At 74.1% G+C, this 25,895-nt stretch carries 7 protein-coding genes; 3 read left to right on the top strand and 4 right to left on the bottom strand.

Features of this window, described 5'->3' with window-relative positions; genetic code table 11:
• The first annotated feature begins 11 nt into the window (after positions 1-11).
• The 3 genes from ACWGJY_RS05635 to ACWGJY_RS05625 all read left to right on the top strand — a co-directional run bounded on the left by ACWGJY_RS05635 (position 12) and on the right by ACWGJY_RS05625 (position 22,118).
• Positions 12-20,096, top strand: coding sequence for a non-ribosomal peptide synthase/polyketide synthase (locus ACWGJY_RS05635; RefSeq protein WP_453259507.1), 20,085 nt, complete (start codon positions 12-14; stop codon positions 20,094-20,096).
• Positions 20,097-20,432: 336 nt separating this feature from the next.
• Positions 20,433-20,636: an MbtH family protein gene (locus tag ACWGJY_RS05630; RefSeq protein ID WP_453259547.1), complete on the top strand. Its 204-nt coding sequence runs from the start codon at positions 20,433-20,435 to the stop codon at positions 20,634-20,636.
• Between the two features lie 897 nt (positions 20,637-21,533).
• Positions 21,534-22,118: a GNAT family N-acetyltransferase gene (locus tag ACWGJY_RS05625; RefSeq protein ID WP_453259506.1), complete on the top strand. Its 585-nt coding sequence runs from the start codon at positions 21,534-21,536 to the stop codon at positions 22,116-22,118.
• Between the two features lie 165 nt (positions 22,119-22,283).
• Here ACWGJY_RS05625 and ACWGJY_RS05620 read toward each other — a convergent pair whose 3' ends face one another.
• The 4 genes from ACWGJY_RS05620 to ACWGJY_RS05605 all read right to left on the bottom strand — a co-directional run bounded on the left by ACWGJY_RS05620 (position 22,284) and on the right by ACWGJY_RS05605 (position 25,761).
• Positions 22,284-23,039, bottom strand: a complete 756-nt coding sequence (locus tag ACWGJY_RS05620) for a dienelactone hydrolase family protein (RefSeq protein ID WP_453259505.1) — start codon at positions 23,037-23,039, stop codon at positions 22,284-22,286.
• 148 nt (positions 23,040-23,187) lie between these two features.
• Positions 23,188-24,069 carry a helix-turn-helix domain-containing protein gene (locus tag ACWGJY_RS05615; protein WP_453259504.1) on the bottom strand — a complete coding sequence of 294 codons (882 nt, stop codon included), beginning with the start codon at positions 24,067-24,069 and terminating at the stop codon, positions 23,188-23,190.
• Between the two features lie 153 nt (positions 24,070-24,222).
• On the bottom strand, positions 24,223-25,242 hold the full coding sequence (locus tag ACWGJY_RS05610) for a phage baseplate protein (RefSeq protein WP_453259503.1): 1,020 nt from the start codon (positions 25,240-25,242) through the stop codon (positions 24,223-24,225).
• Positions 25,243-25,365: 123 nt separating this feature from the next.
• Complete coding sequence (locus ACWGJY_RS05605) at positions 25,366-25,761, bottom strand: SH3 domain-containing protein (protein WP_453259502.1); 396 nt, start codon at positions 25,759-25,761, stop codon at positions 25,366-25,368.
• Positions 25,762-25,895 lie beyond the last annotated feature (134 nt).

Below are 25,895 nucleotides of genomic sequence, written 5' to 3'. Positions count from 1 at the left end.
GGAACGACGACATGACGTCTTCGCATTCGAAGAAGGACCGTGCCGCGGCCCTGCCGAAGGAGTTGCAGGAAGCGCTGCGCCGCCGCCTTGCGGGGCAGGCCCCGCCGGCCGCCACGGCCCGCCAGGGCATCCCGCGCGCGGACCGGTCACAGCCGCTGCCGCTCTCCTTCGCCCAGCAGCGGCTGTGGTTCCTCGAACAGCTCCGCCCCGGCGACTCCCGCTACCACAGCGCGGTCGCGCTGCGGCTGACCGGCACCCTGGACCGGGCCGCGCTGTCCCGGGCGCTGGACGCCGCGCCGGCTCGCCACGAGTCGCTGCGGACCACGTTCGACGACATCGACGGGCGGCCCGTGCAGACCGTGCACCCGGCCGCCCCCGTACCGCTGCCGGTACGCGATCTGCGGGACGCGGACGGCCCCGCGGCCGGTGCGGAGGACCGGGGCCGGTCCGTCCCGGGCCCGGCGGCGCTGGACGACGTGCTGCTGACGGAGTACTCCCGCCCGTTCGACCTGCGCACCGGTCCGCTGCTGCGGGCCCTGCTGATACGCCTGGCCGACGACGAGCACGTCCTGCTGCTCACCGCGCACCACATCGTCACCGACGGCTGGTCCATGGGTGTGCTGCTGGACGAACTGTGCACGCTCTACGACGCGTTGGCGCACGGTGAGACGCCCGCGCCCGCCCCGGCGCCGGCGCAGTACCCGGACGTCGCCGTCTGGCAGCGCGAGCGGCTCTTTGGAGCCCTGCTGGAGGAGCAGCTCGCCTACTGGACCAAGCAGCTGGACGGGGCGGTGCCGCTGGAGCTGCCGCTCGACCGCCCCCGCAGCGGGGAGGAGTCCGGCGGCGGCGCGGTCCACGAGTTCCGTGTCCCGGCGGCCACGGCCGCCCGGCTGCGGGAGGTGGCGGCGCAGCAGCACACCACCCTGTTCGCCGCGCTGATCGCCGCCTGCCAGGCGCTGTTCGCCCGCTGGTCGGGACAGGACGACATCACCGTCGGCTCGCTGACCCCCGGACGCGGACGCACCGAACTGGAGCGCGCGGTCGGCCTCTTCGTCCATACGGTCGCGCTCCGCGCCCCCGTCGACACCGCACGCTCCTACCGCGAGCTGCTGGACGCCTCCGCCACCGCCGTCCTCGATGCCTTCGCCCACGACGACACCCCCTTCGAGCGGCTGGTGGACGCCGTGGGGGCCGTACGGGAAGCGGGCCGCAACCCGCTCTTCGACGTCATGGTCCTGCTCCACCCCGCCCCGCCCGCGGCCCCCGGCCTGCGGGGGATGACCGCCGCCACCGTCACCGTGCCGCGCCGCGCGGCCACCTTCGACCTGAGCATCGAGTTCGTCCCCGACGGGGACGGGCTGACCGGGCTGCTGGAGTACCGCACCGACCTCTTCGACGCCGCGACCGTCGAGAGGATGGCCGGACAACTGGTCACCCTGCTCACGGGAATCGCGGCCGAACCGGACCGGCCGCTGGGCGAACTGTCCCTGCTGTCGGAGGGGGAGCGGCGGCAGCTGACCACCGAGTGGAACGACACCGCACTGCCCGTCGCGCCCACCACCTACCCCGCCGTCTTCGAGGCGCAGGCCGCCCGCACCCCGCACGCGACGGCACTGGTGGCCGGGGACACCACGCTGGACTACGCCGCGCTCAACACGCGGGCCAACCGGCTCGCCCACCACCTCATCGGCCGGGGCGCGGGCCCCGAACAGCTCGTCGCGCTGCGGCTGCCGCGCACCGCCGACATGATCGTGGCGATCCTCGCCGTGCTCAAATCCGGTGCCGCCTATGTGCCGCTCGACCCCGGACTTCCCGAAGAGCGGCTGCAGTTCCTCACCGAGGACGCCCGGCCGGCGCTGGTGCTCGACGCGGCGGCCCTGCGCGCGGTCCCCCCATCGGCCCCCGCGACCAACCCCACCGACGCCGACCGACGCGCCCCGCTGCACCCCGGCAACACCGCCTACCTCATCTACACCTCCGGGTCCACCGGCCGCCCCAAGGGCGTGGCCGTGGAGCACCGGTCCCTGATGAACCTGCTGGCCGGCCACCAGCACGGCTTCGTCGCCGCGGCGGGCGGCGGCCCGCTGCGGGTGGCCCTGACCGCGTCGTTCTCCTTCGACACCTCGCTGGAGGGCGTGCTGCTGATGGCCGGCGGCCACCGGCTGCACCTGGTCGACGAGGCGACCCGGCTCGACCCGGCCGCCCTGGTCGAATATGTCGTCGAGCACCGCGTCGACTTCCTCGACCTGACCCCCTCCTATCTGCGCCAGCTGCTGCCCGCCGGGCTGCTGACCGACCCCCGCCACCATCCGCGGCTGCTGATGCTGGGCGGCGAGGCGGTCGGCCCCGCACTGTGGCGGGAGCTGTCCCAGCTGCCCGAGGTGACCGCGTACAACTTCTACGGGCCCACCGAGTGCACGGTCGACGCGCTGGCCTGCCGCATCGACGGCACCGGGCGGCCCGTGGTGGGCCGGCCGCTGGCCAATGTGCGCGCCCATGTCCTCGACCGGCGGCTCCAGCCGGTGCCGCCCGGTGTCGGCGGCGAGCTGTACCTCGCGGGCGACCAGGTCACCCGCGGCTATCTGCACCGCCCCGGCCTGACCGCGGCCCGGTTCGTGGCGGACCCGTACGGGCCGCCCGGCAGCCGGATGTACCGCACCGGCGACCTGGCCCGCTGGACCTTTGACGGACGCCTCGACCACCTCGGCCGCGCCGACGACCAGGTCAAGATCCGCGGCCACCGCATCGAACCCGGCGAGGTCGAGGCGGCGCTGACGGCCCTGCCGGAGGTCGGCGGGGCGGCCGTCGTCGCCGTCGCCGACGAGCGCGGCCATGCCCGGCTCGCCGCCTACCTTGTGCCCGCCGCCGGAACCGGGGGCCCCGCCGCCTCCGAACTGCGGGCGGCCCTGCAGCGCACCCTGCCCGGCCACATGGTGCCCGCCGCCTTCGTCGTCCTGGACGCCCTGCCGCTCACCACCAGCGGCAAACTGGACCGCCGCGCGCTGCCCGCCCCCGACCTCGACACGGCCCCGCGCGAGCGGGAGTTCGTGGCACCGCGCACCCCGGCCGAACGGGAACTCGCCGGGATCTGGTCCGCGGTCCTCGGCATCGCGCAGGTGGGCGTCACCGACAACTTCTTCGCACTCGGCGGCGACTCGATCCTCAGCATCCAGGCGGTCTCCCGGGCCCGCGCCGCCGGACTGCGCCTGACCTCCCGGGACGTCTTCCTGCACCAGACCGTCGCCGAGCTGGCCGCCGCCGTGGACCTGCGCTCCGCACCGGCCCCCGCGGCGCAGCAGCCGGCCGACACCGGACCGGCCCCGCTCACCGCCATCCAGGAGTGGTTCTTCGCCACCCACGGACCGCTGCGGCACTTCAGCATGTCGATGCTGCTCGACCTGCCGCACGACCTCGACCCGGACGCCCTGGAGCGGGCCCTGCACGCCGTGGTCGCCCACCATCCGGCGCTGCGCACCCGGTTCGACCGTACCGGCGGCACCTGGCGCCAGCACCCCGGCGACGCCGTGGCACCCGGTCTCCTGGCCCGGCACGACCTGTCCGCGGCCACCGGCGACGCCCGGGACACCGCGCGCACCGAAGCGGCCGACGCCGCCCGCGCGGACCTCGACCCCGCCACCGGCACCCTGCTGCGCGCCGCGCTGCTGAGCGCGGAGCCGGGCAGCCGGCCGCAGCTGTTCCTGACGGCCCACCACCTGGCCGTCGACAGCGTCTCCTGGCGCATCCTGCTCGCCGACCTGGAGAGCGCCTACCGCCGGGCTGCCGCCGACGAGAGGGTCCAACTGGAGCCCGCCACCACGGCGTTCACCACCTGGGCGGCGTACGTGGCCCGGCACGTCCAGGACGGCGCACTCGACGACGACCTGCCGTACTGGAGAGCCGAGAGCGAGGCGGCGCGCACCCCGCTGCCGGTGGACCGCCCCGGCACTGCGCTCGCCGGCTCGGTGCGCACCGTACGCGCACGCCTCGACCCCGGCACCACCGAAGCCCTGCTGCGCCGGGTGCCCGGGGTGTACCGGACCCAGGTGAACGACGTACTGCTCAGCGCGCTGGGCCGGGTGCTCGCCGACTGGGCGGGCACGAACCGGGTGACGGTGGCCCTGGAGGGGCACGGCCGGGAGGACATCGACGGCCACCGCGACGGCGCCGGCAGCGAGGCGGCCGGCGCCGGTGACACCGTCGACCTGTCCCGGACCGTCGGCTGGTTCACCACCCAGTACCCGGTGACCCTCACCCTGGACGGCCCGTCGCGGGAACCGGACTGGGGCGCGACGCTCAAGGCGGTCAAGGAACAGCTGCGGGCCGTCCCCCGCCGCGGCTTCGGCTACGAGGCGCTGGCCCGGCTGGGCTCGCCGGACCCGGCCGCCCGCCTCCTGCGCGAACTGCCCCTGCCCCAGGTCTGCTTCACCTACCACGGCCAGTGGGAGAGCGGACACGGCGGGGACTTCGCACCCGCCAGTGACGTCCCCGGCCGCGACATGGCCGCCGGTGAAGCGCTCGACCACCTGCTGGACGTCTCGGCCGTGGTGGCCGACGGCGTCCTGGAACTCACCTGGCACTACAGCGACCAGGTCCACGACGAGAGCACCGTCCGGGACCTGGCGGACGGCACGGTCCGCGCGCTGGCCGCGATCGCCGCCCACTGCGAACGGCCGGACGCGGGCGGGCGCACCCCCTGCGACTTCCCCCTCGCCCGGCTGGACCAGGCAGGCGTCGACCGCCTGGCCGGGGACGGGCGCGCGGTCGAGGACATCCTCCCGCTGACCCCGCTCCAGGAAGGCATGCTCTTCCACCGCCTGATGGGCGGGCCGGACGACGTCTACCTCGACCAGGCCGGCCTGCTGCTGGACGGGGTGGCGGACCCGCGGGCATTCGCCCGCGCCTGGCAGCGGGTGACCGACCGGACGCCGGTGCTGCGCACCTCGGTCGTCTGGGAGCACGTGCCCGTACCGCTGCAGATCGTGCACCGGCAAGTGACGGTGCCCACCGTCCACCTGGACTGGCGCGAGCTGGACGAGGAGCGGCGCAGGGACGAACTCGCCCGCATCCAGGCCGAGGACCTGGCGCAGGGCCTGGACCTCGCCACCCCGCCCCTGATGCGACTCACCCTGGTCCGGCTGCCCGGCGGGAAGCTGCGCCTGCTGTGGACCTCGCACCATCTGATCCTGGACGGCTGGAGCCTGGCACAGGTCCTGACCGAGGTGTGCGAGGAGTACGCCGCGCTCGTCGCGGACCGCGCGCCGACGCCGCCCCTGCGCCGCCCGTTCGGCGACTATGTGCGCTGGCTGTCGCGCCGGGACGGCCACGGCGCCGAGGAGCACTGGCGCACCGTCCTCGCGGGCTTCGCCACCCCGACACCCCTGCCCTGCGACCGCCCGCCCCGCGAGGCCCACCGGGCCCACTCCGCCGCGGTGCTGGCGTCGGGTCTGCCCGTCGAGCTGTCCCACCGGCTGCTGCACACCGCCCGGCGCAGCGGACTGACCCTCAACACGGTCGTGCAGGGCGCCTGGGCGCTGCTGCTGGCGCGCTACAGCGGGGAGCCGGACGTGGTGTTCGGCACCACCGTGTCCGGCCGCCCGGACGAACTGCACGGCGTCGAATCGATGGTGGGGATGTTCATCAACACCCTGCCCACCCGGGTACGGGCCGACGAACACCGCACGGCCGCCGAGTGGCTGCGCGACCTCCAGGACGCCCAGTCCGAATCCCGGCGATTCGAGGCCGTCTCGCTCGCACAGCTGGCCTCGCTCAGTGACGTACCGGCGGGCACCGCGCTGTTCGACAGCATGGTCGCCTTCGAGAACTACCCGTTCGACGACGCCCGGACGTCCGGCGCCGGCGTCCGCATCCTGGACGTCGCCTCGCGGGACGCGACCAACTTCCCGCTGGTGCTGCGTGCCCACCACGGCGACCGCCTCGGCTTCGACCTCGCCTACGACCCGGATCTCTTCGACTCCGCCACCGCCGAGGCGCTCGCCGAGCGGCTGTGCCTGCTGCTCGCGGAGATCGCCGCCGGCCCGGAACGGCCGCTGCGCGAACTGGCGTGGACGACCGCCGAGGAGCGCCGGCGGATGCTGGTGGACTGGAACGGCACGGAGCACGGGCGGCCCGAGCCGACCCTGGTGGACCTGTTCGAGGCACAGGCGGCCCGTACACCCGGCGCCACCGCGGTGACCTGCGCGGGCACCGCCCTGTCCTATGCCGAACTCGACGCGCGGGCGGGCCGGTTGGCCCACCAGCTGGCCGAGGGCGGCGCCGGCCCCGAGCGCTTCGTGGCGCTCGCCCTGCCCCGCTCCCCGGACATGATCGTGGCGATCGTGGCGGTGCTGAAGGCCGGCGCCGCCTACGTGCCCGTCGACCCGGAGCTGCCCGGCGGCCGTATCGCCCATCTGCTCGGCGACGCGGCCCCGGCCCTGCTGGTGACCACCGCTGCCGTCGCCGGGCGGCTCGGCGACGCCGCCTGCCCCCGGCTGCTCCTGGACGACCCCGAGGTGAGGGCCGACCTGGCCCGCCGCCCCGCCACCGGCCCGGCCCCGGCCCGCCGCCCGCTGCCCGAGCACCCCGCCTACGTCATCTACACCTCGGGCTCCACCGGTCTGCCCAAGGGCGTCGTCGTCCCGCACGCCAACGTGGTGCGGCTGTTCTCCCGCACCCGCGACTGGTTCGCCTTCGACGAGCACGACGTGTGGACGCTCTTCCACTCCTACGCCTTCGACTTCTCCGTCTGGGAGATCTGGGGCGCGCTGCTGCACGGCGGACGGCTCGTCGTCGTCCCGCACGAGGTCGCCCGGTCCCCCGAGGAGTTCCTGCGCCTGCTGGTGGACGAGCGGGTCACGGTGCTCAACCAGACGCCCTCGGCGTTCCACCCCCTGATGCGCGCGGACGCCGAACACCCCGAGCTGGGGGCGCGGCTTTCCCTGCGGCGGGTGGTGTTCGGCGGAGAGGCGCTGGATCTGGGCCGGCTCACCGACTGGTACGAGCGGCACCCGGACACCGCGCCCGTCCTGGTCAACATGTACGGGATCACCGAGACCACCGTGCACGTCTCCTACGCGCCCCTCGACCGCGCCACCGTGGCCGGGGCCACCGGCAGCGCCATCGGCCGCGGCATCCCCGACCTGCGCGTGCGGGTGCTCGACGCCGGTCTCGCACCGGTACCGCCCGGCGCCGTCGGCGAGCTGTACGTGGCCGGCGAGGGCCTGGCCCGCGGCTATCTGAACCGGCCCGGCCTGACCGCGGCGCGGTTCGTGGCGGACCCGTTCGGGCCGCCCGGCACCCGGATGTACCGCACCGGCGACCGGGCCCGGTGGCGGCCCGACGGCACCCTGGAGTACCTGGGCCGCGCCGACCAGCAGGTCAAGATCCGGGGGTTCCGGATCGAACCCGGCGAGATCGAGGCCGCCCTGACCGGGCACCCGGACATCGCCGAGGCCGTGGTCGGGGTGCGCGAGGACACCCCCGGGGTACGGCGGCTGGTCGCCCATGTCGTGGGCACCGGCCAGGCCGCCCCGCCGTCCGCCGCCGCGCTGCGCGCCCACCTGGAACACACCCTGCCCGCGCACATGGTGCCCGCCGCCTATGTTCCCCTGGACGCGCTGCCGCTGACCGTCAACGGCAAGCTCGACCACCGCGCCCTGCCCGCCCCCGGACCGGACGGCTTCGCCGCCGGCGAGGTGCGCACCGCACCGCGTACCGGGGCGGAGCGCCTCGTCGCCCGGGTATGGGCCGAGATCCTGGACACCGGGGAAATCAGCGTCGAGGACAGCTTCTTCGCCCTGGGCGGCGACTCGATCCTCGCCATCCGCGTCACCTCCCGGCTCCGCGCCGTGCTCGGCGCCGAACTCTCTCCCCGGCTGCTGTTCACCCACCCCACCATCGCCGCCCTGGCCGCCGTCCTGCCGGACCCGGCCGCGGCCCACCGGGCACCCCACGACACGATCCCGGCGGCCGACCGCGCCGCCGGGCTGCCGCTGTCGTTCGCCCAGCAGCGCCTGTGGTTCCTGGACACCTTCGAGCCGGACAGCACCGAGTACCTGACCTTCTTCGTGCTGCGCCTGCGCGGCCCGCTCGACGAAGCGGCCCTGCGCACCGCCCTGGACGCCCTGGTGGCCCGCCACGAACCGCTGCGCACCACGTTCGCCGAACAGGACGGCCACGCCCGCCAGCACGTCCACCCGCCCCACCCGGTGGACCTGCCGCTGCACGACCTGTCGGACACCCCGCCGCACGAGCGCCACCACGCGCTCGACGCGCTGCTGGCGCGCGAGGGTGCCACCCCCTTCGACCTGGCCAGCGGGCCGCTGCTGCGGACCCGGCTGGTCCGGCTCGCCGGCGACGAGCACGTCCTGACCCTGGCCATGCACCACATCGTCACCGACGGCTGGTCCACCGCGGTGCTCGGCCGGGACCTGGGCGAGCTGTACACGGCGGCCCTGCACGACCGCAGCCCGGCCCTGCCCCCGCTGCCACTGCAGTACGCCGACTACGCGGCCTGGCAGCGCGCACGGGCAGCCGAAGCCGACGACGCTCAACTCGCCTACTGGCGGGAGAAGTTGTCCGAGGTGGCCCCGCTGGAACTGCCGACCGACCGGCCGCGGCCCGCCGTCCGGACCAAGAACGGCGCGCTGCTGGAGTTCGCCCTGCCCGCCACGCTGACCGACCGGCTGCGGGAGACCGGCCGCGGCGCCGACGCCACGCTCTACATGACGCTGCTCGCGGCCTGCAAGATGCTGCTCGCGCGCTGGGCCGGCCAGGAGGACGTCACGGTCGGCACCGTGGCCTCCGGGCGCGAGCGTCCCGAGCTGGAGCATCTGATCGGGATGTTCGTGAACACCCTGGTACTGCGCAGCCAGGTGCGCGCCGACCTGCCGTTCACCGCGCTGCTGTCCGAGGTGCGCGCCACCGTGCTGGACGCGTTCGCCCACCAGGACGTGCCCTTCGAGCGGCTCGTCGATGTGCTCCAGCCGGAGCGGGACACCAGCCGCACCCCCCTGTTCCAGGTCATGGTGGCCCTGCACAACCTCGGCGGCGAGGCACCGCACCTGCCCGGCCTCAACGTCGAAACCCTCCAGCCGCCGGGCCGGCACGCCGCCTTCGATCTCGGCTTCGACTTCGTCGAGCGCGACGGCGGGCTCACCTGCTTCGTCGAGTACAACACCGATCTGTTCGACGCGGCCACCGTGGAGCGGGCGACCGCACGGCTGCGCCTGCTGCTGGAGGCGGTCGCCGACGACCCCGGACGGACCGTCGGCGCACTGCCGCTGCTGTCCGAGGAGGAGCGGCGGCAGGTGCTCCAGGACGGGCAGGGCGACGCCCTGCCCGTACCGGACAGCACATTCGTCGACCTGTTCGAGGCCCAGGCGGCCCGTACCCCGCACGCCACGGCCCTGGTGGCGCGGGACGCCACGCTGGACTTCGCCGCGTTGAACGACCGTGCCAACCGGCTCGCCCACCACCTCATCTCGCTCGGCGTCGGCCCCGAGCGCGTGGTCGCCGTCCAGCTGCCGCGGACCTCGGACATGCTGGTGGCGCTCCTCGCCGTCCTCAAGGCGGGCGGCACCCAGCTGTCCGTCGACCCGGAACTGCCCGCCGAACGCCTGGCGTTCCTGCTCGCGGACGCCGCGCCGCAGACCGTCCTGACGCCCGGCACCCTGCGCGACGCCCCCCTGGACCGGCAGCCCGGACACAACCCCACCGACGCCGACCGGACCTCGCCCCTGTGCGGCGCCCACACCGCCTACCTCAACTACACCTCCGGCTCCACCGGCCGCCCCAAGGGCGTCGCCGTCGAACACCGCCAGCTGGTCAACCTCTGCCATGACCACCTGGCCGGGCTCGTCGCCCCGCACACCACCGGCGGACGGCCGCTGCGCTTCGCGCTGAGTGCCGCCTTCTCCTTCGACACCTCCTGGGAGGGCCCGCTGCTGATGGCGCTGGGCCAGGAGGTCCACCTCGTCGACGAGGACGTACGCCTGGACCCGGCCGCGTTCGTCGGGCTGATCGCCGAACGCCGCCTGGACTGCGTCAATGTGACACCGTCCTTCCTGCACGAGCTGATGGCCGCCGGGCTGTTCACCGGCGGCCACCACCGCCCCCGGATGGTCATGGTGGGCGGCGAGGCCGTCGGCGCGCTGCTGTGGCGGGAGCTGCGGGAGACCGAGGGCGTCACCGCCTACAACGTCTACGGCCCCACCGAATGCACCGTCGACGCCGTGTACGGCCGCTTCACCGACCACGCCGGGCGTCCCGTCATCGGCCGGCCGGGCCGCAACCTGCGCGCCTATGTGCTCGACGACGCCCTGCAGCCGGTACCGGCCGGGGTGCCGGGAGAGCTGTACCTCGCCGGCGCCCAGGTCACCCGCGGCTACCTGGGACGGCCCGGACTGACCGCCGCTCGCTTCGTCGCCGACCCGTTCGGCCCGCCCGGCGCCCGGATGTACCGCACCGGCGACCGCGCCCGCCGGGACGGTGAAGGGCTGCTGGAGTACCTGGGGCGCACCGACGAACAGGTCAAGGTCCGGGGCTTCAGGATCGAGCCCGGAGAGATCGAGGCCGCCCTGCTCGGCCACCCCGGCCTCGCCGACGCCGTGGTGGTGGCCCGCGAACACGCCGGCCGGGCCCGGCTGGTGGCCTATGTGGTCCCCGCGGGCTCGCAGCCGCCACCGGCGGAGGAGCTGCGGGTCCGGCTGCGCCGTACCCTGCCGGACTACATGGTCCCCGCGGTGTTCGTCCCCCTGGCGCGGATACCGCGGACCAGCAGCGGCAAGACCGACCGGCGCGCCCTGCCCGCACCCCCCGTCCAGCCCGAGGCCGGGACGCGGTACATCGCCCCGCGCACCGGGACCGAGACCTGCCTCGCCGGCATCTGGACGGAGGTGCTGGGCGTCCCCCGGGTCGGTGTCGAGGACAACTTCTTCGCCCTGGGCGGCGACTCGATCCTCAGCATCCAGATCGTCTCCCGGGCCCGCCGCGCCGGACTCGCTCTCACCTCCAAGGACGTCTTCCGCCACCAGACGATCGCGGAACTCGCCCTGCGCACCGCCGCCGTGACCCCGTCGTCCGCCGACGGCGCCGCGGCCCCGGCCGGACCGGCGCCGCTCACCCCCATCCAGCACTGGTACCTCGACGGCCGGCGGCCCGGACAGGCCCTGCGCTTCACCATGACCAACCGGCTGGAGCTGGCCCCGGAGACCGACGAGCCGGCACTGCGCCAGGCGGTCGACGCGCTGGTGGCCCGGCACGACGCACTGCGCACCCGGTTCCGCCGCACCGACGGTGCCTGGCGCCAGGAGGTGCTGCCCGCCGCCCCCGGGGACGTCTTCGCGCACCACGACCTGACCGGTCTCGACGCCCAGGAACGGGAGGAGGCCGTCCAGCGCGCGGCCGCCGCCGCGCAGACCTCCCTCGACGTCACCGAGGGCCGGGTCGTCCAGGTCCTGTTCTTCGACTGCGGCCCCGGACTCCCCGCCCAACTCCTCCTCACCGTCCACCACTTGGTGGTCGACGGGGTGTCCTGGCGCATCCTGCTGGGCGACCTGGAGACCGCCTACCGTCATGCCGCCGCCGGGCGGCCGGCCGGCCTGGCACCCGCGAGCAGCGCCTACGGGCACTGGGCGGCCCGCCTGGAGCGGCACACCCACTGCGGAGCCTTCGACGGCGACCTGGCGTACTGGACCCGCGTCTGCCGGACCCCGGCCGGCCTCCCCGTCGACCGTCCGGGCCCCCACTCCCACGGCACCGCCGCCACCGTCACCGTCCGCCTGGGCCGCGCCGAGACCGACGCCCTGCTGCGCCAGGTCCCGGACGTCTACCGCACCCAGGTCAACGACGTCCTGCTCAGCGCGCTGGGCCGCACCCTGGCCCGCTGGAGCGGCCGGGACACCGTCCTCATCGGCGTGGAAGGCCACGGCCGCGAGGACCTCTTCGACGACCTGGACCTGTCACGCACCGTCGGCTGGTTCACCGCGGAGTTCCCGCTCGCCCTGTCCGTCGCCCCGGACGCGGACTGGCGGGACACCGTCCGGTCCGTCAAGGAGCAGCTGCGCGCCGTGCCGCTGCGGGGACTGAGCTACGGAGCGCTGCGCCACCTCGCCCCACAGAGCCTGCTGCCCGAAGCGCCGGCGCCGCGCGTCGGCTTCAACTACCACGGCCAGTGGGACATCGCGTCCGGCGGGCGCCCGGACGACGAGGCGCTGTACCGCGCCGCCCTGCCGCCGGCCGGACAGGACACCGACCCGGACGAGACCCGTACCTACCTGCTCGATGTGACGGGCGTGGTCCAAGGCGGCCGGCTCGAACTCGGCTGGACCTATCCGCCCGCGGTCCTTGACGAATCCACCGTGCGCCGCCTCGCCGAGGAAACCCTCACGGCGCTGACCGAGATCGTCGCGCACTGCGCCCGGCCGGACACCGGCGGCCGGACCCCGTCCGACTTCCCGCTCGCCCGGCTCGACCAGCGCCAGGTGGACCTGATCGCGGGCGACGGGCACGAGGTGGCGGACATCCACCCGCTCACCCCGCTGCAGGCCGGCATGCTCTTCCACGGGCTGGTCGACTCGGCGGGCGCCTACTTCGACCAGATGGCGGTCCGGATCGCCGGGGTCGCCGACCCGCGTGCGTTCGCTGCGGCCTGGCAGACCGTCGCCGACCACACCCCGGCACTGCGCAGCAGCGTCCGCTGGCAGGGCCTGCCCCACCCCGTGCAGGTCGTCCACCGCCGTGCCGTGCTGCCCGTCGTCCACCACGACTGGCGGACCCTGACGGCCGCCGAGCGCGACCGCGCCCTGGACCGGCTGCTCACCGAGGACCGGGAAGCCGGCATGGACGTGACCACCGCACCCCTGAGCCGGCTCGCGGTGGCCGCGCTCCCCGGCGACGAGATCGTGCTGGTGTGGTCCTCGCACCATCTGATGCTCGACGGCTGGAGCACCGGACAGCTCTTCGCCGATGTGTGCGCGCAGTACGCGGCGACGGTCGAGGGACGCGCCGTCCGGCCGCCGGCCCGGCGGCCGTTCCGGGACTTCCTGCAGTGGCTGGGGGAGCAGGACGAGGAGGAGGCCGAGCGGCACTGGACCGGCACCCTCAGCGGGTTCACCGCCCGCACCCCGCTGCCCTACGACCGGCCGCCCGTCGAGGCACACCGCGCCCGGTCCGACGCGCTGGTGCACCTGGAGCTCACCCCCGAGGCCTCCGCCCGGCTGCGCGCGACGGCCGGACGGAACGGACTGACCGTCAACACGGTGGTACAGGGCGCCTGGGCACTGCTGCTGGCCCGCTACAGCGGCCGCCGGGACGTGGTGTTCGGCACCACGGTCTCGGGCCGCCCGGCCGAACTTCCGGGCGTGGAGTCCATGGTCGGCATGTTCATCAACACCGTGCCGACCCGCGTTCGGACCGACGGTGCCCAGGACGTACTGTCCTGGCTGCGCGACCTCCAGGAACAGCAGAGCGACTCCCGGCACTTCGACTTCGTCTCGCTCGCCCGCATCCAGGCGCTCAGTGAACTCCCTCCGGGCGAGGCGCTGTTCGACAGCATGATGGTGTTCGAGAACTACCCCTTCGACGAGGCGGCCGCCGCCGGGGCGGGCATCCGCATCCAGGACGTGCGCGCCGAGGACGCCACCAGCTTCCCGCTGTGCCTGCGCGCCTACCTCGCCGACCGCCTCGGCTTCGACCTCGCCTACGACGGGGCGCTGTTCGACCGTACGACGGTGGAGCGGGCCGCGGCCCACCTGGAGAACCTGCTGACCGCGGTCGCCGACGGCGCCGCCCGGTCCCTGGACGACCTCGATCTGCTCACCGCCGCCGACCGTGCGGTGCTGCGCCGGTGGAACGCCACCACACGCACCGCCCCGGGCGGCTCGCCGGTGGACCTGTTCGCCGCGCAGGCGGCCCGCATCCCGGACGCGGTCGCGCTCACCGAAACGGACGGCACCAATGAGGTGACCTATCGTCAACTGGCCGACTGGTCCGACCGGTTGGCGCACCGGCTCCTGATGAACGGCCTCGCCCCCGAGGGCCGGGTGGCGCTGCTCATGGACCGCTCGGTGGAACTCGTCGTGGCCCAGCTCGCGGTGCTCAAGGCGGGCGGCGCGTACGTGCCCGTGGACGGCCGCGCCCCCGCGGAACGCCGCCGGACACTGCTCGGCCAGGCGGGCGTCACGGCCCGGCTCACCGCCGGGGAGGTGACCGCCGCACGGACCGCCGGACCGGCCGGTGCGCCGGCCGCCGCCGGCACGCCCGCGCTGCCACCCGCGGACCCGGACCGGCTCGCGTACGTGATGTTCACCTCCGGCTCGACCGGCACCCCGAAGGCCGTGGGAGTACGCCACCGCGACGTGGCAGCCCTCGCCACCGACAGCCGCTTCACCGGCCCCGCCTGCGAACGGGTGCTGCTGCACTCGCCGGTGGCCTTCGACGCCGCCACCTTCGAGGTCTGGGCACCGCTGCTGAACGGCGGACGCGTCGTGGTGGCCCCGCCGGGCGCCGTGGACGCGGCCCTGCTGCGCCGGCTGGCCGCCGGGGGAGGGGTGACGGCACTGTGGCTGACGGCCGGAGTCTTCCGGCTGCTGTCCCAGGACGCACCGGACTGCTTCGCGGGCCTGCGCCAGGTGTGGACCGGCGGCGACGTGGTCCCGGCCGCCGCCGTGCGCCGGGTGCTGGCCGCCTGCCCCGCCCTGACCGTCGTGGACGGCTACGGACCGACCGAGACCACGACCTTCGCGACGTCCTTCGCCATGACCGACGCCACGGTGGTCCCCGCCACCGTGCCCATCGGCCGCCCCCTGGACGACATGCGCGTCCAGATCCTCGACGCACGGATGCGGCCCGTGCCGCCGGGAACCGCGGGCGAACTCTTCCTGGCGGGCGAAGGGGTGGCCCGCGGCTACCTCGGCCGCCCCGGCGCGACCGCGGACCGGTTCGTCGCCGACCCCTGCGGACCGCCCGGCGGCCGGATGTACCGCACCGGGGACCTGGCCCGCCGCCGGCTCGACGGCACGGTGGAATTCCTCGGCCGCACCGATGACCAGGTCAAGATCCGGGGCTTCCGGGTCGAGCCCGGCGAGGTGGAGGGCGTCCTCGCGGCCCACCCCGGCGTCGCGGACGTCGCAGTGGTGGCCCGTGCGGAACGGACCGGGGCGAAGCGGCTGGTCGCCTATGTCGTGGCACACGACGGCCTCGACACCGCCGCACTGCGCGCACACGCCCGTGACACCCTGCCCGACTACCTGGTGCCCACCGCGTTCGTGGCGCTGGCGGCGCTGCCCCTGAGTGCCAACGGCAAGGTGGACCGGGCGGCGCTGCCCGCGCCCGGCGCCGGCAGCGACCGGCCGGAGCCGGTCGCCCCGCGCACCGAGGCCGAACGCCGCACCGCGGAGATCTGGGCCGAGGTACTCGGACTGGAACAGGTCGGTGTGCAGGACGACTTCTTCGCGCTGGGCGGCGATTCGATCCTCAGCATCCGGCTGACCTCTCGGCTGGCGGAGGCGTTCGGTACCGGTCTGACCCCGCGCGCGGTGTTCACCCACCCGACCCCGGCCGCGCTCGCCGCGCTGCTCACCCGGGGGGAGAGCAGCCCCGTGGAGCGGGGCGCCATCGTCCCGGTCCCCCGGGACACCGCACCGCCGCTGTCCTTCGCCCAGCAACGCCTGTGGTTCCTCGACGCGTTCGCGCCCGGCAGCAGCGAGTACATCACCCCGCTGGCCCTGCGCCTGCGCGGCCGGCTCGACACCGCCGCGCTCGGCGCCGCCCTCACGGCGCTGGCCGCCCGGCACGAGTCGCTGCGCACCACCTTCGACACCGTGGACGGCCAGGGCGTCCAGGTCATCCACCCGCCGCAGGACGTACCGCTGCCGCTGCGCGATCTGTCGGCCCTGCCCGCCGGCGACCGCACCGGGCAACTGGCACGGCTGCTGACCGACGACCGCACCCGCCCGTTCGACCTGCGCCAGGGCCCCCTGCTGCGGGCCGGACTGGTCCGGCTGGCGGACGACGACCACGTCCTGACACTGACCCTCCATCACATCATCACCGACGGCTGGTCGACCGGGGTGCTCACCGGCGACCTGGCCCACCTCTACCGGGCCGCGCTCGACGGCACCACGGCCGGACTGCCGCCGCTGCCGGTGCAGTACGCCGATGTCGCGCACTGGCAGCGCACCGCACACGGCACCGCCGCCGGGCGGCAACTGCGGTACTGGCAGGAACGCCTGGCCGGGACCGAGCCACTGCAACTGCCCACCGACCGGCCGCGGCCGGCCGTACAGACCAGGAACGGTGCGAGTGCCCCGCTCGTCCTCCCGCCGGACACGGCCCGCAGGCTGGCCGAGTTCGGCCGGACCCGGCAGACCACCCTGTTCACCACGCTGGTCGCCGCCGCGCAGACCCTCTTCGCGCGGCTGTCCGGACAGCGGGACATCGCCGTCGGAACCGTCACCTCCGGCCGCGACCGCGCCGAGACCCAGCGCCTGATCGGCTTCTTCGTCAATACGCTCGTCCTGCGCTCGGACGTCGACCCGGACCGGGCCTTCCCCGAATTCCTGGCGCAGGTGCGGGAGACGGTACTGGACGCCTTCGCGCACCAGGACGTGCCGTTCGAGCAGGTGGTGGACGAGGTCCAGCCGGTCCGCGACACCAGCCGCACCCCGCTCTTCCAGGCCATGGTCGTCCTCCAGAACGCGCCCGGAGCGGCGCTGGACCTGCCCGGTCTCCAGGTGAGCGACATCGAGCCGGACACGCACCACGCCGGCTTCGACCTCACCCTGGAGTTCGCCGAGACCGGCTCCGGCGCGCTGCACGGGCTGATCACCTACAACACCGACCTGTTCGACGCCGCCACCGCCGCGCGGCTGGCCGACCAGCTCACCACGCTGCTGACCGGCATCGCCGAGGACCCCCACCGCCCCCTCGGCGCCCTGCCCCTGGCCCCCGACGACGAACTGCGACGTCTGCTGGCCCACGGGCGCGGCAGCGCCGGACCGGTGCGCCCGGCCACCCTGCCCGCGCTGTTCCAGCGGCGGACGGCCCGGACACCCGACGCGGTGGCGCTCACCGACGGCGTACGCGAGCTGACCTTCGCCGAGGTGGAGCGCGCGGCCAACCGGCTGGCACACCACCTCATCGGCCGCGGGGTCGGCCCCGAGCACGTGGTGGCGCTGGCGCTGCCCCGCTCGGCGGAGACGGTGGTGGCGCAGCTGGCCGTCGCCAAGGCCGGCGGCGCCTTCCTGCCGGTGGACCCGGCCTACCCGGCCGAGCGGCGGGACTTCATGGTGCGCGACTCCGCAGCCGCCGTGGTCCTCGACGACCCGGCCGGTATCTGGCGTACGGACGGCCCCGACTCCGCACCCACCGACGCGGACCGCCTCGCCCCGCTGACGCACGCGCACCCCGCGTACGTCATCTACACCTCCGGATCGACCGGCACCCCCAAGGCGGTGGTGGTCACCCACACCGGGCTCGCCGGATTCGCCTCGGCCGCCGCCGCCCGGTACGAGGTGCACGAGGGCGACCGGGTCCTCCAGTTCGCCTCACCCAGCTTCGACGCCTCCGTCCTGGAACTGACCGTCTCGCTGCTCTCCGGAGCCGCCCTGATCGCGGGCGAGGAGGGACCGCTGCTCGGCGAACGACTCGCCCGGGTGCTCGCCGAGCAGCGGATCACCCATGCCCTGATCCCGCCCGCCGCACTGGCCACCCTGCCGCCCGAGGCGGCCGGCGGCCTGCCGCATCTGCGCACCGTGATCGTCGGCGCCGAGGCGTGCCCCGCCGACCTGGTGGAGCGCTGGGCCCCCGGCCGCCGCATGATCAATTCCTATGGCCCGACCGAGGCGACGGTGGTGTCCACATGGACCGGCCCGCTCGCCCCGGAAGCAGGCGCACCGCCCATCGGCCGCCCCGTCGCCCACACCCGGGCATACGTCCTGGACGCCGCCCTGCGCCCCGTACCGGTCGGCGTGACCGGCGAGCTGTACGTGGCCGGCCCCGGACTCGCCCGCGGCTACCTGGCACGCCCGGGACTGACCGCGGAACGGTTCGTCGCCGACCCGTTCGGCCCGCCGGGCGAGCGGATGTACCGCACCGGGGACCTGGTGCGGTGGGGCGCCGACGGCGACCTGCGCTACGCCGGACGGGCCGACCAACAGGTCAAGGTGCGCGGTTTCCGCATCGAGCCCGGCGAGATCGAGAGCGCGCTGCGGCGCAGCCCCCGGGTACGTGACGCGGTGGTCGCGGTACGCGCCGCCGGCCCGGCCGGACAGCCCCCCGCCGGCCCCGGACGGCTGGTCGCCTACGTCGTCCCGGCCGACGGCACGCCACAACCGCTGCCCGTCCCCGAACTGCGCGACCACCTGGCCCGCCTGCTGCCGCCGCACATGGTGCCGTCGGTGTTCGTCCCCCTGGCGCGGCTGCCGCTCACCCCGAACGGCAAGACCGACCGGCGCGCCCTGCCCGACCCCGACCCGGCAGCCGCCTCCACCACCCCGCATGTCGCACCCCGCACCGACACCGAACGCGAGATCGCCCGGATCTGGGCCGACGTCCTCGGCCTCGACACCGTCGGAGCCGACGACAACTTCTTCGACCTCGGCGGCGACTCGATCCTCAGCATGCAAGTGGTGTCACGGCTGCGCCGGGCCGGACTGCACCTGGCCACCAAGGACCTGTTCACCCATCAGACGGTGGCGGCACTGGCCACCGTCGTCACCCCCGGGCCGGAGCGGACCGACAGCGGACCGGTGACCGGCGACCTGCCGCTCACCCCCATCCAGTCGTGGTTCTTCGCCACCCCGCGGGCCAACCGCCACCACTTCAACCAGTCGGCGCTGCTCGAACTGGACGGCACCCCCGACACGGCGGCCCTCCAGGACGCGCTGGCCGCCCTGCTGACGCACCACGACGCGCTGCGGATGCGGTTCACCGAGGACGGCGGCCGCTGGCGCCAGGAGAACCCGCCACCGTCCGCACCGCAGAGCCTCCTCATCCGGCACGACCTGACCGGTCTGCCGCCCGGCGAGGCCGACACCGCCATGGAGAAGGCGGCCGACGACCTGCACACCGGCTTCGACATCGGCCATGGCCCGCTGCTGCGGGCGGCGCTGTTCACCGGCGAACCGGACCGCCCCGCCTTCCTGCTCCTGGTGGCGCACCACCTGGTCGTCGACGCGGTCTCCTGGCGCATCCTGCTGGACGACCTGGAGACCGCCTACCAGCAGGCCGCAACGGGACGGGCCGTCACCCTCGGCGAGCGGACCACCGCCTTCCGGGACTGGGCCCGGGGCCTCGCCGCACATGTCGCCGACGGTGGGCTGGACCACGAACTGCCGTACTGGGAGGAGGCCGCGGCCCCCGCCCCGCTTCCCGTCGACCACGACACCGAAGCTCCCGCCGGAGCGTCCCGCACGGTGACCGTGACGCTCGACGAGCCGGACACCACGGCGCTGCTGCGCGCGGCCCCCACCGCGTATCGCACCCGCATCAACGACGTCCTGCTGGCCGCCCTCGCCCTGGCACTGGCGCGCTGGACCGGCCACGACCGGGTCTGCATCGACCTCGAAGGACACGGTCGTGAAGACGTCCTGGACGGAGTGGACCTCTCCCGCACGGTCGGCTGGTTCACCACCGTCTACCCCGTCGGCCTTCAGGTGTCCGATCCGACGGACCTCGGTCCCTCCCGGGACTGGCGGGCCCTGGTCAAATCGGTCCGGCGCCAGTTGCGCGCCGTCCCCGGCAACGGCCTCGGTTTCGGCGCCCTGCGCACCCATGGCCCCGCCGACGTGCGCGAGCGACTGGACCGCACCGGCCGCGGGCAGATCGTGTTCAACTACCTGGGCCAGTGGGACGCCCGGCCCGGTGGGACCGACGGTGCCCTCGTACGCGCCGAGCACGGCTCCTTCGGCCAGGACCACGACCCCCGCGACGGTGGCTCCCACCTGCTGGAGGCCGTCGGCGCGGTGCAGGAGGGCCGGCTCTCCTTCACCTGGCACTACCGCCCCGGCCGCCACGAGGAGACGACCGTACGGGCGGTGGCCGGGGACTTCGCCGAGGCCCTTCGCCGGATCGCCCGGCACGCCCGGGACAGCGCATGAACGGGCCGGAAGCCGGCGCGCCCGCGCCCCGTGCCCCGTGCCCCGAGCCCCGCGCCCCGTGCCCCGTGCCCCGAGCCCCGCGCCCCGTGCCGCGCCCCGCGCCGCGCCGCACCCCGTGCCGTGCCCCGTTCGCGAGTGACGATCGCGTACCTCCCCGCGGGGGTTTCCCGAAAAGCCCCCCGCACAGCGGCCGTTGACGGCAGCCTGAATGAGATCAACCGCCCGGCCGCCCGGACCGCCCGCCCGGACCGCCCACTTCGACCGCACGCCCCGGCCCCCGCGGCCACCCGACGACCCGCCCGATCAACAAGTCAACCCATGATGGGAGAGCGTGACATGGACGAGAACGCCCGCTACCAGGTGCTGCGCAACGACGAGGACCAGTACTCGCTGTGGCTGGCCGACCTGGAAGTCCCCGCCGGATGGCACGCCGTGGGCAAGGAGGGCACCCAGGACGAGTGCTCCGCCTACGTCGACGAGGTCTGGACCGACATGCGGCCCCGTAGCCTGCGCGAACGCATGGACCAGGCCGCTTCCTGACCGGGCCCGCCCGGCAGGGCCGCGCCTGACCGCTCCGCCCTGCCCGTTCCCGCACCACCTTCCGTGCGGGCCGCGACCACGGCCACCCGGCCCGTGCGGCCCGCACGGCCGGCGCGGCCCGCACGGCTCGCGGACGCCGCCCCCGGCCGTATGCGCTGCCGGCCGAACTGCCCTCCCGAATCCGCGACTTCCCCGGGCGCCCTGCCCTCGCTCCGCCCTGCCGCCCCGGGAGCCGCCGCCCCGCTGACCTGATGCCCTTCTTCCCGTCTCCCGCCGCCGTGTCCGCCGGGAAATGACCGGACCGCCATCCGGCAGATCGCGCCCGCGGCACCGCCAGGCCGCGTCACGGCCGGCCACCGGAAGCGAATTCCCCGGTGGCCGCCTCCCTTTCCCCAGCCGGCCGGGGGCTGGAGCCCCGCGCAGCCCCGCATCCGATGCCGTCGGCAAATGATGGCGTACGCCTTAATTACCTGTCATATCGGTTTTGGTGCCAGGTAGTGACGATAGGCGATTATTGCGCTATACCAGTGACATGCGCCGCACGGGCCGGATGCCTGAGAGCGGAGTTCGAGACTTTTACGGGGTGAGGGCACTGCGAATTGCAGGGGATTTCTCAGGGGCCGGTCCGTGACCAGGTGCCGTTTCACCCGGCCGGAAGGCCGGGCGTGGCCCCCTTCCGTCGGCGGGCCGCTGCATTCGGCGGCGTGACGGGGTAACTCCGGCTGCACAGACCGGAGTTCGCATGAGATCACCTACGTACGCGTACGCCCGCAAGCGGCCTGCCCGCCCGCCTCCGCACGGCGCGCACTCCCCGGAAACCAGTCCTGTTGCCCCGTACCGGCGTGGGCTTTCGCCCCACCGAGATCATTTGGCGTTCACCGAAGAAGGGACCCTGGAATGACCCCGATCCTGCGTACCGACCGACTGGTTCTTTCGCCCTATCAGCCCGAGGACGAGGAGCTGTTTCTGGCTCTGCTCAGCGACGAAGAGGTCTGCCGCTGGATGGGCCAGGAGCGTTCGCCGGAAGAAGAGATCCGGGCCGTATTCAAAGCCATTCTCAACGAGATCTATACCAAGAACCTGTTCGATGTGTGGGCTGTTTGGGCCGACGGTGAATACGTGGGCCATGCGGAGATCAAGAAGACGGGCAATGTCGACGGCTACGAGATGGTCGCCGCACTGGTCAAGGGCAGCCGGGGCAGGGGAGTGGGCAACGAGTTGGTGCGCGGCGTGCTGCGCTACGCCGCAGACACGCTGAAGCTCACCGAGGTCTACGGAATGGTGGGCGCGGGAAACGCCGCCAGCCTGACGCTGGGCAAAAAGCTGGGATTCGCGCACGTCCGAGATGTCGTCGCGGACGACGGCACGGTCACGAAGATGCTGGTCATCCCCACCGGCAACAGACAGGACCCGGGCGCGACCCCCGCCACCGGAGCACGCGACGGCGAGCCGCTCACCCCACCACAACCCACGGCTGTCTGACCCGGGGGGCCTGTCCTTGCGCCGGGCCCGGCCCGCACGGGACCCGGCCGTCCCGTGGGTCGACCCTCCGCGTGCAAGGGCGCCCTCGTGCCCCGGCGCCTCCTGCCCGGCGCCCTGCTACCCCGGATGCCCGCACGCCCCGACGGCCGGCCCGCGCGGGTCTGCTCAGAGGCGGCGTCCGAAGAGTTCCAGCAGATTGCGCCAGTGACGCTCGTCCGCCTCGGCGTCGTACGCGGTGGTGTCGGACTGGGTGTAGCCGTGCGGGGCCCCGCCGTACAGCTCGCTGCGGTAGGGCACGCCCTCGGCATCCAGGGTCTGTTCCAGGCTCTTGATCTGGTCGGCCGGCATCGAGTGGTCCTGGTCGGCGTGACCGAAGTACAGCTCCGCCGTGATGCGGCCGGCGAGCCGGTGCGGGCTGTCCTCGGCGTCGGTGGCCAGGCGGCCGGCGTGGAAGGAAGCCGCGGCACCGATCCGGTCGGGGTAGGCCGCGGCAGTGCGGATCCCGAGGACGCCGCCCATGCAGTAGCCGGTGGTGCCCAGCGGGCCGTCGGTGACCAGGGGGGAGGCGGCCAGCCAGTCGAGATAGGCGCCGGCGTCCCGCATCGCCAGGTCGGGGGTGAGGGTCTGCATGATCGGGACGAGCTGCCCGATGATCTCCGGCCGCTGGGCGGGGTCGATGAATTCGGGCAGGTCCACCACCGGGGCGCGCCCGGCGCGGTAGAGGACGTTGGGCACCAGCACCGTGTAGCCGTGCCCGGCCAGGCGCCTGGCCATCGCCTCCAACGAGGGGCGCAGTCCGAAGGCGTCCATGTACAGCAGGACGCCGGGGTGCGGCTCGCCGTCGTCGGGGTGGGCGAGATAGGCGTCGGCGACGCCGTCCGCGGTGGGGATGTCCAGGGGGGCGCCGTGCACGCTCGTCATTTCCACACCTTTCATCGGGCTACGGGCCGACGCGCGCGGGGCGGGCCGCCCGTCCGCCGGCCACTTCGCCGACGGCTTCCCCCACAGTAGTCCGCTGTGCGGAGGGACCGTCCGCCTTCGACAGCGCACACCTCGCGCCCGCCGAAGCTCAACGCATCACCCGTTCAAGGAATGTGGGGCCCGGAAAGCCATCGTCGTCGTTGGGGCGGGCCGGGCTCGTCAGCTCGACGGCGCCGGTGCACGCCACCCGGTCCGTCACCTTCGCGCATGCCACCGCCTTCCGCAGGTCCGACGTGGCCAGCATCGGACTGACGGCAAGTCCCGTACGTCCGTCGGGATGGGAGGTCAGCCGCGCGTCACTGCCGACCCAGATCGACACCTTCTGTGCGCCGCCGGAGCGCGGCTGCACCTCCGACCAGACGGTGCCGCACGACGGGCTGGACCGGAGCCGCACGGTGTACGTGGTGTCCGTGATGGTGCTCTCCGTGCGCGCGTCGCCGTTGCAGCCGAACCTCCGGGGATAACGCCCCTGGCACCGGTGACCGTGGCACGAGTCGGACCCGCCCCACTCCGAGGGCGCAGTGGGTGCGGGGATCGTGACGATCGAGGCCGCCGCTCCCATGGTCGCCACCAGTGCCGTCAGGGCCACCAGAACTCCGGCGCCCCGCAGCACCCCGGCGCCCCGCAGGATCTCCCGTACCCGCCCGCCCCGTTCCGCCGTGACGGGAGCCGCCGCTGCCCCGGGGAGTCCGGCCACGGGCGCTGTCCGGGCGCGGTAGGCGGCGTCGTACAGTTCGAGCAGCCGTTCCTGATCCGCGCCGGCGACCTGGCCCAGTGCCCCGACCGCATCGCGCGGCGGCAGCTTCTCGCCGTTGAGGTACCGGTGCCAGGCGGACTTGCTGTACGGGGTCTTCCTGGCCAGCCCGTCCAGGCTCAGCCCGGTCCGCTCCTTGAGTGTGCGCAACTCCTCCGCCAGGCGTTGTGCGTCGGTATCGAGTGTGTCGGGCAGCGGCCGCCAGCGGGACACCATGTGCGCCTCCCCATACCACCCTGCCTCCGACCCGCGGGTGGTGGCGTCAGCGGCCCCGACCGGCGGTCCGGGAAGCCTGTTTCATCCCGGATGGCGGAATGTGTACCCATGCATGGCGGCCGATGACACCCCGCGCACACCGAACGACATATGTCAGCTGAGCGCTTTGTCATACAGACGGAAGCTGCGCCCGCCCGCCGGGCCTTCGACGAACCCCAGGCACAGCCGCGGTGTGCCGTCGCCGCTCAGCACGGCCAGGCCCTCCGGCTCGCGCGGCGACAGTCCCGGAGCCGTCCGCTCCAGCTGCTGCCACACCACACGCCCGGTCCGCAGATCCATGCGGTACAGCCGGGTATTGCCGCCCGAGGAGGCCGGATTCCCCGCCCCGTATGCACTGCCGAGGATCTGGTAGGCGTAATTGCCGTACAGCGCCATGCCCTGGAAGGGCAGTCCCAGGCCGGCGCCTGGCTGGAGGAAGTCGGTCAGCGGCCAGAACCAACGGGACCGGAACCGGTCCAGGTCGTACAGGGCGAACCGCGGTATGCCCGCCCGCTTGTACCGCACCAGCAGGTGCCGGTGCGACAGATCAAGTGCGGGGCAGTTGCTGGTGGAGCCGGTGACGGGGTGGTAGGTGCTGAGTTCGCCGCTGTCCCTTCCCCGTACCTGGCCGTCCGCGAAACGAAAACGGCACACCCCGCGTCCGTAGCCGGACGACGGGTTGGCGTCCCACTCCGTCCACAGTCTGACGCCGCCCGGGGCTTCCTCGAGCCCGATCGAGCCCCCGTGGCCGAAGCCCTTCAGATACATGTGCCCGGCCTCGGAGCCGTCAAGGGTGAGCCGGTTGAGACACAGATCGCCGTTCCCGGCGCGCTCCGCATGCGAAAGAGCCGCCTTCTCGCCCGGCAGCCGGAACCCGCCCGCCACCAGCTGCAAGGCGTAGACATGACCCCGCCGTTCGTCGACGGCGAAGGACTGCAGCACCGTGGTGTGCCGCAGTTTCCCTGCGAGGAACTGCCGGCCCGCCGCGGACAGTGCGGGCGGCTTCCGGCCCGGGGCCGAGGCGGCCCCTGCCCACCGCACCGGGGCGACGGCAGCGGCCGCCGCGACCACACCGAGCCTGAACACGGTCCTGCGTCCGGGGCGTTGTCCCTGTCCGGGGTGTTGTCCCTGCATGTCTCTGACCATCAAGCGCTCCAAGAGATCGGACCGGCTGCCCGCCCGCCCGCCCGCTCGCCGCCGCGAGCGGGCGGGCAGCCGGAGGTCATTCCGGCGGCACCACGGACGGCGGTGCCGGTGTCAGCTGCTGAGGACCCGGCACCACGGGACGGTGCGGAAGGCGTGGACGTAGTGGGCGGAGACATAACCCCGACGGTGCGAGAGCTTGTACCAGCGGCTGTTGCCCCGAACCGTGCTGCCCCTCGTCTTGCACACGAGGGCCCGCACACCGCCGGCACGCACGGTGTCGACCACGCGGTAGCCGGTACCCGGGCCCGAACGGACGTTCAGTGTGATGCCGTTCGGGGTCACCGCGCGGCCGTACGCATGAGTGGTCCACGTCGTCGCCGTGCCGTGGTACGTGGAGTGCCGGACGCGGGCGGGGTGCGGACAGGAGTCGGCGACCGCCACCGCGGGGACCATGGCGAAAGCGGCGATTGCGGCGACCACGCCGTTGCGCAGCATGCGTCGATTCATCGGATTCTCCTTGCGTGATGTGCAGGTGCACCGGAGCGTGACCCTGCGTCGCTCAGCGTTTCCGACGGCTCACATGATGATGTGTCCCAGCCGTCCCAGGGAGAAAGTGGAACGCGCTGCCGGCCCGGCGCCGC

It is taken from the genome of Streptomyces sp. NPDC054765 (assembly GCF_053612065.1).
This window is presented reverse-complemented; position numbering and strand designations above follow the sequence as displayed.

What these genes read in the sequence shown, in the direction of transcription:
- ACWGJY_RS05630 (WP_453259547.1), top strand. Translation starts at nt 20,433, where the DNA reads ATGGACGAGAACGCCCGCTACCAGGTGCTGCGCAACGACGAGGACCAG.
- ACWGJY_RS05635 (WP_453259507.1), top strand. Translation starts at nt 12, where the DNA reads ATGACGTCTTCGCATTCGAAGAAGGACCGTGCCGCGGCCCTGCCGAAG.
- ACWGJY_RS05605 (WP_453259502.1), bottom strand. Translation starts at nt 25,761, where the DNA reads ATGAATCGACGCATGCTGCGCAACGGCGTGGTCGCCGCAATCGCCGCT.
- ACWGJY_RS05620 (WP_453259505.1), bottom strand. Translation starts at nt 23,039, where the DNA reads ATGACGAGCGTGCACGGCGCCCCCCTGGACATCCCCACCGCGGACGGC.
- ACWGJY_RS05610 (WP_453259503.1), bottom strand. Translation starts at nt 25,242, where the DNA reads ATGCAGGGACAACACCCCGGACAGGGACAACGCCCCGGACGCAGGACC.
- ACWGJY_RS05615 (WP_453259504.1), bottom strand. Translation starts at nt 24,069, where the DNA reads ATGGTGTCCCGCTGGCGGCCGCTGCCCGACACACTCGATACCGACGCA.
- ACWGJY_RS05625 (WP_453259506.1), top strand. Translation starts at nt 21,534, where the DNA reads ATGACCCCGATCCTGCGTACCGACCGACTGGTTCTTTCGCCCTATCAG.